Origin of the sequence: Pantoea sp. B9002, assembly GCF_013385945.1 — a bacterium.
Classification (GTDB): domain Bacteria; phylum Pseudomonadota; class Gammaproteobacteria; order Enterobacterales; family Enterobacteriaceae; genus Pantoea.
Genome location: NZ_JACAPA010000048.1, coordinates 32,099 through 44,122 on the forward strand (window position 1 = coordinate 32,099; position 12,024 = coordinate 44,122).

The following is a 12,024-nucleotide window of genomic DNA, read 5'->3' on the forward strand; positions in this document are numbered from 1 at the left end:
TATTGGTTTTGAAGAAATGTCTTGGCAGCGTGAGGATAATTTTCTTGCATACTATAACCACTGGGACATCACGTTATGCTGCCGACTGAGAAAGGCACCAAGGATTAATTATGCAAAAAAATATAGTACTGGTTGACAAGCATCCATTGATTTATCAAGGCATACGTCGACTCTGCCATTATCATGGCTATCATTTGATTGATGCCTACGGCCAAAGTGGTGATATCTATGACACGATAATCCGTACGCAACCTAAGTTCATCATTATGGATATTCATCGGGTCGACATGAATAGCGCCGAGATCAGCCGGGTTCTAGACACCTTACAGCTTATCTCTCGCACCATTGTATTTACTGAACATGATAATCTTTTCTATCAGAGGGAATGCTTGTTACTCGGTATTAAAGCTTACATTCCTAAGAAGCTTGAACCTGATGAAATCATTAATGCCATGCATGCAATGAACCAGGGATTAATTTATTACCCTACGCTGAATATGCGTTGTAAACTTCGTGGCATAAAAAAATTCGATAAATATATCGTTGATAACCTGACAGAACGCGAGCAGGTGGTATTAAAAAAATTATCTGCTGGCATGTCTAATAAAGAAATATCTGTTGATTTAAATTTAAGTGATAAGACTATCAGCACTTACAAGCAGCGTTTACTGGAAAAGTTGGGTGCTCGTAGCCTCATTGAAGCGGTAGATATTGCACGCATGCATGAAATCCCCTAAATTATAGTAACTAGAAAATGGAATGATATTACTCGTAAAGTCTTGACCGCCAATGGCATTGATTATAAAAAGTTGACTACTAATTTAAATACCATCTCATCATAAGTCGAAAGGCTGTGGAATTTATTTATCAACACCAACTTAAAAAATTAAATGAACAATAATATATTTTTAATTGATAAGCATCCTATTATGCTACACGGCTACGGCATGCTTTTTGAGTCTCGGGGCTTTCACACTGCAGGTATGACGAAGATTGATAACGATTTTTATGATAAGGTGAAGTTGCAAGAACCTGCATTTATTATTATTGACTGTTATCAATTTCCTTTAGAGACTCATGCAATACTACAATTTGTAGTTCAGCATGAGATTAACAGTAAAATAATTGCACTCAGTGAGTGCGAGCATAACATTCATCAGGACATCTGGATGAATTCTGGAATTGTAGGCTATATGAAAAAGAGTCAAGCACCAGAAAAAATTTTCGAATGGTTACTGCCAAATGTTAAAAATGGCGAATATAAACAAAGGAATGCGATTTAATTTAGGGAGTGAAAAATGCGAGAAGATATAAATAGCATTAACAGTTACCACCTTATCTAAAATTTATTTTCATACTATCTACCCCAATAATTAATTACCTCTATTCATTGAATTACAAACTCAACAAAAAAAGCCATAAAAATTCACTAAGTATTAAATATTAGAAAATAGTTATGGCTAATGATTAGTAATCAGTATCGTATGGATTTGGGACAATTATATTCAGGTCAAGCATTACATCTTTGAGATTATATTCAGAGCCATTTTGTAGACTCGCATCACTTTCAACCCAGTTAAGGATACCTCCTTCGGAAATCTGCAGGATGTCCAGGTCCGACGTATTGAGTTCTTCAAGGTACAAACTGTCAGGCGAAACCATGAAAAGTTCATTTGCGTCATTATAAATCAATTCACTTAAATCAATATTAACTGGCTTAATTTTAACTGGTTCTACAGTGGTAAATATACGCGTAAGATTAACCAAATCACCATTTTCATTCATTGGGATCACACTAAATAATGGTGGTTCCGCCTCAATGTTGATGGCGTTTTCCGTTGAAATTTCCAGACGAATTTTATTCGTACCTAACGTGTTATTATCTGTAGGATCAGTGTTGTAAAGTGTAAACTCATACTGGCCGTCAGGCAGCGTTTGCGGGAAATTAATCCGCCATTGACCCTGGTTGTCTACCGCTGTGGTAGCGACAAGTTTGCCGTCATGATTGAAAACTTCAATCAGACTAAAGGGCTGTGCATTACCCGCTAGAATGGGTTGGTTATCATCCGTGGTGGTATCCAGCACCGACTTTCCGTTTTTATCCCGAATATCAATCCTGAATTCACTGACATATTCGGTGTAGGTATGAGCACTTTGCTGAATATCATTGAGCGATATAGCGCTCATCATTTCCGGCGTGAGATCAATAAATTTATCCGCGTTCTCTACCAATGGGTGTTCATGGCTTAACAAGATAGGAACCGGGGATTCAATGAGCGAACTTAACTCAGATGGCTGCATTAGCACATCTGCATGGCTCGCTGAATGATTCTCCTGCTTAACCGCAGGCACCGATTCAGCGTTCATTGACTTAACGACGAAGGAATCCGGTTGTGGAATGATCGGTGTTGTGGGTGCCGTCAGAATTTCATGACTGGTTTCTAGCCCCACTGCCGCCATATTTCCCAGTGCTAATAACGATGCACAGGCTGCACCATGTACAACCAGACCGTTGAGCGTCGTCATGCCGGTCTGCTGTAAATAGTTATATTCTATGTAAGCTTGACCGCGCAGATCCAGATTCTGCCCCAGCCCCTCTTTTGTTTTCTCCTGACGCGCATCGGCAGGCATTTCGGCAGCATCGCTATCTGAATGTCCATCAGCGACGTTAAGCAGATTTGATTTCGGGTAGTTCATTCAGGATGTCCTCATATACCGCGAAAGATGTTTATATAGGGTATTACCCATAATTTGGAGCCGATATAATGCGTTCGCCAGCAGCAGACAATCCTGACCTGGTGACTAAAAAATCGCCACGAGAAGCTTCTCGAATATTTATGATAAGACAAGAAGAATCAAGTTCAGATCTAATATCATTATAATGGCTTTATATATGTGTGATAATTAGCTTGCCTTACTCACTAAAGAAATGATTTTGACATGCCAAGGCTATGATTTTTTATCACCATAAGACAATAAATATAATTGAGTAAGTTTTTCAATCTGGTTTTGCCACTTAACCAATAAGTTATTCCTTAAAAACATAATTTTACCAGAATTTTTAGTCGAAATAAGTGGCGTTGATTGATCTTATATTCAAAATTAAATTTATAGCGGATAACGTCTAAAATAATCATCCTTAATCAGGATGAAATACTTTGCAGTACGCAATTACGAGAATTAGACCGTTTTAACAATACTCGTCGCCAGATCAGTCTTGATGCGGAAGCATACGTCACGAATGGCAAATTGGTACTTTGGCATGGCCAGTTCGTTAATGTCATTACCAATACCGCCTTTTACCTCGAGATATTTTTTCAAATGACTTGCTGTTTTATCAAATTCTGATTTATAGCTTTGATATTTTGGTGGGTTGTAAGACTGCATCGCATCCAGTTCTTTACGGCACTGAATTAAACGAGATGCAGAGTCTTGAACCATATTTGCACTCGCGTTGGTTTGCGCAGCAGTCACTTGCGGCGTGATTGCAGATGTAATAACGCTATTTGCTACTGGCTTATTAGATGCAACACAACCAGATAATAACAATGTGACAGTGACTGCTGAGAAAATCGTTTTCATATGATGACCATGTAAGTTGATAAATTAAAAATAAATTGATAAGTGCCCTACTGAGTTGACACACATCGGCAAATCTGGCGCAGATAATAGGACATTTCTTATCGAAACACAGACAAGACATTTCTTGATTTGCGGAAAGAGTAGGATTTAGATGACAGAGTCTGAGAACACCTAAAAATGCAATATTGACCCATTAACGGATTGGAAAAATCCAGTTTATGTTGCGGGCTCTTGTCAGGGATAAAATCATACAAAATCATTTAAAGGTTTGCTGCCCAGCGTTACGTAGAGATGTCTTGCTTAAGATATAAGGTCAATAATGTTCAGCATCAGAAATTAAACATGAATTTTCCTTAACAACTTTTCTGTATTAGTGAGATTGGTGTTCATAAAAATCGTTAGCATAATCACCTGCAAACATTCACAATTTTGTTAACTATTATCCTACAAAGAGACTTTTTTTGATTAATACCATCATGCTTGCTGAAATCAATAATGAACACAAATATTAAATTGATATTCATACTGACATACAGAACTCATGGAGGGACAAAAAAATACCTTTAACTATCAATTGGATAAAGAGAAAATCTGAAAAGAAATCGACTAATATCGCTATTCCTTCATTACCTGAACTTTAAAAGCCCGCAAGATTACCCCTACGACAAGAACCTGTAATTTATAAATAATCCTTGAACATATTATAATTGACATTATCTCTTTGCTGTCCGTAAGGAATATTAAAGACATAACCATTTATGCAATAAGTTAAACATTTAAGAACACCTTAGAACAATCGAGAAATGGCTTATGGATAGCGCCGTGCCATAAATCGATACTCAAGATTCAAATAAATAAAGAAAGGTATTTAAAGTGAAAAAAAATTCACCTGATTCGTCTGTCAAACAGACGTCGGCTCGCACAACGTCAACCGATCCCACGCAGTATCCACTTTCAATCAATAACGCTTACGACAATGTTGGCAAAACACAATATTTAGCAAGTGGCGTCTCGGTAACGGACGACGCTCGCCCTACTTTCTCTGGCTGGGGGCCAGCAGGTGAAGTCGTCACCCTCTATTCTGGCAATCAGACTCTGGGCTCTGTCACGGTAAATGCGCTGGGGCAATGGGAATTCGAAATTACTCATGACCTACAAAGTGGCAGCAATGAAGTACTCGCCCGTACCTCATCAATGGCCAGCAATTTCTTTGAGGTCTATGTGCAACTGGCGGCCGATGTCCCGTTAACCATAGCCGTTGTAAATGATGATTATGGCCAGCCTGGCGTAATTGAAAATAACGGGACAACGGACGATAAGAGCCCGATTTTCACTGGCCGAGCGGGTGTAGGCGAGATCGTCGCTATTTATGTCAACGGCCAGATGATGGGGAGCGTAGAAACTGCCATCAATGGTATATGGAGCCTTGAACTCAGCGAGGAATTGACGCTGGGTGATTATACCGTAACGGCAAAAACCGCCACCCAGGAAAGCAAGGAATTCAATTTCACCGTTGAATCAACTGCTAACCAACCTGTTGTGATTCAAACCGCTTACACCACGCTGGACGATGGCACGGTGCAATATCTGCCTTCAGGTGATGGCGTTAATCATGTTGTTCGACCAGCCTTCACAGGCACGGCAGGCGTGGGGGAAATAGTCATACTTTCAGCAGGTGATATTATTCTGGGTAGCGTACAAACGGAAGCGGATGGCAGTTGGAGTATTGAATTAACGTCAGACTTACCCGATGGCATTAACACCATTATGGCTCGTACGGAAACTCAGCAGAGCCAGTCGTTTATCTATAACGTCCAGTCCTCTGATATTGCCCCAGTAACAATTGAAACAGCCTTTGATAATATTAATGTTCTCCAGATTCTGTTCAGTGGCCAAGGTAAAACGGATGACGTCCGTCCAACGTTCAGTGGACGCGCCGGTATCGATCAAATCGTTACCTTGTATGCCGGTGAAAAGCTGCTTGGAAGTATTCAAGCCGATGCTAATGGCCGTTGGAGCCTGGAAATCCCTACCGAGCTGTCCGAAGGCACTCATGAGATCGTCGCCCGAACTGAGCACAGTGAAAGTAGTCCGTTCGCTATCACCGTTGAATATGATCCTAATGCCTTTGTTACTATCGACGCGGCCTACGACAACTATGGTGTTGAGCAGCAGCTGACCAACAGTTACTTGCAGAAAACTGATGACCGTCGTCCTACGTTCAGCGGTGAGGCTGGTGTAAACCAGCTCGTCACGCTTTATTCTGGTGACCTTGTACTCGGCAGCGTGCGCGCTAATACCGAGGGGCGCTGGAGCCTGGAAATTACGACCGATCTGCCCAACGGCATCCATTCCGTTGTTGCCCGCACCAGCCATCGTGGAAGTACCCCTTTTGTCCTCAACGTTGAGTGGATTGAGGAAAGGCCTGTGACCATTACCGACGCATACGATAATGTTAATAGAGCCAAGTTTTTGGACAGTGGCGTCGGAAGCACTGATGACAGCCGCCCACAATTCTACGGAGCTGCAACGCCTGGCCACATTGTAACCCTTTACGCTGGGTCGATTATTCTTGGTAGTGTGCAAGCCGACAGCGCTGGCCGATGGAATCTGGAAATTACCACCGATCTGCCTTCTGGTACCCATGATGTGATTGCCCGCGTCAATGGCGTAGACAGCCAACCCTTTAACATCACCGTAGTGCCTGCAGAAGTCTTCATCACAGAAGTCTGGGATAATGTCGGTTCGCAGCAAATCCTCTCGAGTGGTGCGGGAAGTACTGATGACACACGTCCCACATTCAGTGGCCGTGCTGGTGGATTTGAGATTGTCACGCTGTACTCCGGGGATATTGCGCTCGGCAGCACGCAGGCTGATGCCAGAGGTCATTGGTCCCTGGAAATCAGCACTGAGCTTGAAAGCGGCATAAACACGATAACGGCACAAACTCATTCAGGCGAAAGTGCTGCGTTCATCATAAACGTGAGTTTATCCGCCGATGTTTCCGTCACTATCCTCAGCGCTCACGATAACGTAGGCGAACATCAGGGACAACTCAATGCTAACGATACAACCGACGACACTCGGCCTACATTCAACGGTCATGCCGGTGTGGGCCAGGTTGTCTTCTTGTATTCTGGAGATATCGTACTTGGCAGCGTACAGACTGGCGCGAGCGGTAGATGGAGTCTGGAAATTACTACAGACCTGCCGATCGGCGCTAACAACGTGATCGCCCGCACTGAGACGCAGGAAAGCACTGCCTTTGTGGTCAACATTGAGCTGCCTGCCGAACAACCGGTATTTATCGATTACGCTTACGATAATGTCGGCCAGCATCAGTATCTGGACTCTTTCGGCAGCAAAACTGACGACGCCCGTCCAACCTTCTATGGCACCGCCGGAGCCGGCCAGCTCGTTACTCTCTACGCCGCCGACACCGTGCTCGGCAGCGTGCAGGCTGACGAGAACGGCTTCTGGAGCCTGGAGATCACCACCGACCTGAGCAGCGGCTATAACTACGTCAGCGCACGCACCGAGTTCCAGGAAAGCGCCACGTTTACGGTTAACGTGGAGACCGCCGCCGATGTGCCGGTAACCATCACCTACGCTTACGATAACGTCGGCCAGCATCAGTATCTGGACTCTTTTGGTAGCAAAACTGACGACGCTCGTCCGACCTTCTATGGCACCGCCGGAGCCGGCCAGCTCGTTACTCTCTACGCCGCCGACACCGTGCTCGGCAGCGTGCAGGCTGACGAGAACGGCTTCTGGAGCCTGGAGATCACCACCGACCTGAGCAGCGGCTATAACTACGTCAGCGCACGCACCGAGTTCCAGGAAAGCGCCACGTTTACGGTTAACGTGGAGACCGCCGCCGATGTGCCGGTAACCATCACCTACGCTTACGATAACGTCGGCCAAAGCCAGTACCTTTACAGCGGAAGGGGCACAACTGACGACACCCGACCGACCTTCTACGGCACCGCCGGCGCGGGCCAGATCGTCACCCTGTATGCCGGTGACAACGTGCTGGGCAGCGTGCAGGCGGGAATGTACGGAGACTGGAGTCTGGAGGTCACTGCCAACCTGAGCAGCGGTATTAACTCCATCATCGCACGCACCGAGTTCCGCGAAAGCGCCACGTTTACGGTTAACGTGGAGACCGCCGCCGATGTGCCGGTAACCATCACCTACGCTTACGATAACGTCGGCCAAAGCCAGTACCTTTACAGCGGAAGGGGCACAACTGACGACACCCGACCGACCTTCTACGGCACCGCCGGAGCGGGTCAGTTAGTGACCTTGTACAGCGGTGAGAATGTGCTTGGCAGCGTGCTGGCAGGAGCGAACGGCAGTTGGAGTCTGGAGATCACAACTGATCTGAACAGCGGCTACAACACCATCACAGCACGCACCGAATTCCGCGAAAGCGCAACGTTTGACGTGAACGTTGAGTCGCCTGCCGATGTACCAATTACGATCATAGAAGCCTACGACAATGTCGGTGCGCGACAGTATCTGGAGAGTGGTGTTGGTAAAACGGATGATACTCGTCCTACCTTCATTGGTCGTGCAGGCGCAGGCCAGCTTGTAACGCTTTACTCCGGCGAAGTGGTACTGGGTAGCATTTTGGCTGACTTACGCGGCAACTGGAGTCTTGAAATCACCTATGAACTGCCAATGGGCGAACATCACGTGGTTGCTCGCACCTCGACACAGTCGAGCAGCGTATTCGACATTCTGATTGAATTACCAGGCTACGAGCCTGTTACTATCGAAAGAGCCTTTGATAGCCTTAATTACCAGGATCTTGAAAATGGTATCGGTGAAACGTTTGATACTCGACCTACATTCACAGGTCGTGCAGGCGCAGGTCAGATAGTGACACTCTATGACGGTGAAATCGTATTGGGCAGCGTACAGGCAAATAGTACTGGCAGGTGGTCATTGGAGATATCCACCGAATTAACCGGTGGTGCGAATGCCGTGATCGCTCGTACTGAAAACCGGGAAAGTGATGCTTTCTTTGTCAACGTTATTGCGCCTGATCAAGTGCCAGTGAGCATCAGTCATGGCTACGATGACGTCGGAGAATATCAGGGTGCAATAAGTCATCACAGCACATCAGATGACGTCCGCCCTAGCTTCACAGGCTTCGCCGGTGCCAATCAGATTGTAACCTTGTATACCGGTGATCTTGTGCTGGGTAGTGTGCAGGCAAACTATCGTGGCGTATGGGTAATGGAAATTGACTCTGACCTCGTACCGGGCAGCCACGCGATCATTGCGAAGACCGTTTCACAGCAGAGCGCTGAATTCGTTCTCCACATTGAGGCTGCACAGCCACCCGTTGAGCCTGAGATTCCGGTATCAGAAACAAGCCCTGTAGTTAAGCCGGTAATCGCTGAAATGAGGGATCCTTTGAACGGTGAACTGCTGCAAGAAGGGAGTACATCTCGCACTACCCCAATCTTCTCAGGTATTGCCGCTCCTTTTGCTGAGATCACGCTTACGTTTAACTTACCGGGAAATACTCAAGGTTCGTTAATTCTTCAAGTTCTCACGGCAAATGAAAATGGCGAATGGTCATCTGATCGTCAACTGCCAAGAGGTGTGGCTCGGGATTACGAAATTCGCGTAGTTGTGAACGGTGAAACCAGCGATCCTGTCACTGTCAGAATCGATCCTGCTTATATCGTACCACCTGTTGAATCGGTTGATGAGGCAGAGTTTAAAGACACTCCTGTTACCATTGCGACCGCTTATGACAACGTGAACAACGAACAGTATCTGGGTAATCACCGCGGCATTACCGACGATACGCGTCCTACGTTCTACGGTATGGCAGGCGAAAATCAGATTGTCACCCTCTATTCTGGTGAAAAAATTCTGGGTAGCGTGCAGGCAAATGCGAATGGCGAATGGTTTGTTGAAATCACCCATGATCTGGCTATCGGTTTCAATGACATCGTAGCCAGGACGGAAACACATCAGAGTGAAGGGTTTGTCGTTATTGTGGCGAGTGAAGTGACGGCGGTAACGCTCATTCTGAACGATTCAGATAATGAAGAGACAATTGGAAATGGCGACACCGTGTCTGCAATTCCAACGCTTTCCGGTACCGCTGCGCCGTTTTCTCTGGTTGAATTGACGTTTACCACAGAAAGCTGGAGCTACCATTCAAGTGTTTATGCCAGTGAAGAAGGAAAATGGCAACAAACGCCTGACTTCCTGGTCATTGATAATGTTTTAGGCTCAACCTTTGAAATTGTTGCCAGCAGTGGCGATAGCACCAGTGATACCATTGTTGTTAACATTTCGTCGATGCAGAGTTCAATGACTGATATTTTGATTGATAGCAATATGTCGTTGTTCAATGAATTGCCACATCTGCCGTTTGAAGAGAACCTCGTACTGTCAATCAACGAAGCCGATATGCACTATCAGAGTGAAGGTGCAGTTATTCTTGACGTCCAATCCCGTCCATTGAACTTGCTAAGTCAAGAGGAACAGAACTATCTGGTCAATGGTATTTAACGGTTAATATTGAGGGTGGAATATGCCACCCTCATTTTCAATGCGGATGAGCAACAGATAAAGACTGAATTTTTATTCATGCGTCTTTACTCATTGCATTTCACTTTGAAAATAAAAAACAGCCTTTAAGAAACCCTACGCCAAGCTAAAATTTAATTGGTTCGAACACACCTAACCCACAGAAAAATAAACCACTAAAATCTATATGGTGATATTTTTACGGTGTAGGCATGAGGTGAAAATCAAGCAAAAAAATGATAATTCGATATTTACAAGAAGCTTCTCGTTGGGAATGCCCCTTAATTAATTATAAACTTTTCACTTTATCAAAAGGATATCAAGATGCAAAAAACTGACAACACATATTCCAGCGGCATATCCAATAACTCTAATGAAAAAGCACTTGTCATTGAGGCTTACTACAATGTTACTCCGCCCTCAGTGCCAAACGGATTCATACCTATCGGTAAAAAACCACCCACACTTTCCGGTACGGGATCCACAGGTGAAATAGTTACGCTATATCGCGGAGACGCAGTTATCGGAAGTACAGTGGTGGACCAAAATGGTCAGTGGAAACTTGAAATCAATGCGGCTTTAAGTATCGACAACACCCTCATTACAGCCCGAACGGCCTCACAGGTTAGTCAGGGGGTAAATATCTTAGATTTGACGGCTGGAGTGCCTGTCGCCATTGATTTTGCTCGGGAAGGCACTGTCGATGGAAATAATAATGGTCTTCAGACCAGTAATGCCAGAACTTATGACACGCGACCAATCTTTGGCGGCAGAGCAGGTGCAGGTCAGATTGTAACTCTGCAGGCCGGTGATATCCTGCTAGGAAGCGTACAGGCCGACGCAAATGGAATATGGAGTTTTGAAATCACGACTGATCTGCCAGGCGGTCTCAATCACGTTACTGCACATACGGCAATACAAGAAAGTAATCCCTATAACATTACTATTTTGGTGCCGGAGAGTATCCCTGTCACCATCAGTCACGCCCATGATAACGTCGGTTACCAGCAGAACCTGACGAATGGCAGCGGCAAAACCGACGACACCCGCCCCACCTTCATCGGCCAGGCCGGTGCGGGTGAGATTGTGACCCTGTATGCCGGCGATATTTTGCTTGGTAGCGTGCGTGCTGACGCGTCCGGCAGCTGGAGTCTGGAGAGCGCTACCGAACTGACCAGCGGCACCCACATCGTGACCGCGAGCACCAGCTCTCAGTCTAGTAGCCCGTTCCGGATTACCGTGGAAGCTCCAGCCGACGTGCCCGTGAACATTAGCTATGCCTACGATAACGTGGGTGCCCAGCAGCAGTACATTTATAACCAGTCCAATGTTAAGACGGATGACACGCGTCCGACCTTCTATGGCAGCGCCGGCGCAGGCCAGCTCGTTACCCTGTACGCGGGCGAAACGGTGCTGGGCAGCGTGCGCGCTAACGCCAGCGGCCAGTGGAACCTGGAGATCACTACCGAACTGATGACGGGCACGCAGAATGTCATCGCCCGCACCGAAACTCAGGTGAGCAGCCCCTTCCGCATCACCGTGGAAACGGCGGCCGACGTGCCGGTGACCATTATCCAGGCCTACGACAACGTCGGCACGGCGCAGTACCTGAACAACGGCAGCGGCAAAACCGACGACACCCGTCCGACCTTCTCCGGCACCGCCGGCGCCGGCCAGCTCGTTACCCTGTTCGCGGGCGATACGGTGCTGGGAAGCGTGCGCGCTAACGCCAGCGGCCGCTGGAGCCTGGAAATCACCGCCGAGCTGGCCAGCGGCACCCACGCCGTCATCGCCCGCGCCGGGACCCAGGCGAGCAGCCCGTTCCACATCACCGTGGAAGCCGCGGCCGACGTGCCGGTGACCATTATCCAGGCCTACGACAAC

General features: G+C 46.4%; 6 protein-coding genes. 4 read left to right on the forward strand and 2 right to left on the reverse strand.

Features of this window, described 5'->3' with window-relative positions; translation table 11 throughout:
- Positions 1-110: 110 nt before the first annotated feature.
- Complete coding sequence (locus tag HX773_RS21290) at positions 111-737, forward strand: response regulator transcription factor (RefSeq protein WP_176973209.1); 627 nt, start codon at positions 111-113, stop codon at positions 735-737.
- A 153-nt stretch (positions 738-890) separates the two neighbouring features.
- Positions 891-1,283: a response regulator transcription factor gene (locus HX773_RS21295; RefSeq protein ID WP_176973210.1), complete on the forward strand. Its 393-nt coding sequence runs from the start codon at positions 891-893 to the stop codon at positions 1,281-1,283.
- 184 nt (positions 1,284-1,467) lie between these two features.
- On the opposite strand, the gene HX773_RS21300 is transcribed toward HX773_RS21295, so the two are convergent.
- Positions 1,468-2,697: an Ig-like domain-containing protein gene (locus tag HX773_RS21300; RefSeq protein WP_176973211.1), complete on the reverse strand. Its 1,230-nt coding sequence runs from the start codon at positions 2,695-2,697 to the stop codon at positions 1,468-1,470.
- 483 nt (positions 2,698-3,180) lie between these two features.
- Positions 3,181-3,582, reverse strand: coding sequence for a hypothetical protein (locus HX773_RS21305; protein ID WP_176973212.1), 402 nt, complete (start codon positions 3,580-3,582; stop codon positions 3,181-3,183).
- 873 nt (positions 3,583-4,455) lie between these two features.
- On the opposite strand from HX773_RS21305, the gene HX773_RS26200 reads away from it, so the two are divergent.
- Together HX773_RS26200 and HX773_RS21315 are read left to right on the forward strand one after the other, a co-directional pair.
- Positions 4,456-10,122, forward strand: a complete 5,667-nt coding sequence (locus HX773_RS26200; protein ID WP_176973213.1) for an Ig-like domain-containing protein — start codon at positions 4,456-4,458, stop codon at positions 10,120-10,122.
- Positions 10,123-10,464: 342 nt separating this feature from the next.
- Positions 10,465-12,024, forward strand: a 1,560-nt coding sequence (locus HX773_RS21315; protein WP_255433290.1) for an Ig-like domain-containing protein, incomplete at its 3' end; no start/stop codon positions are given.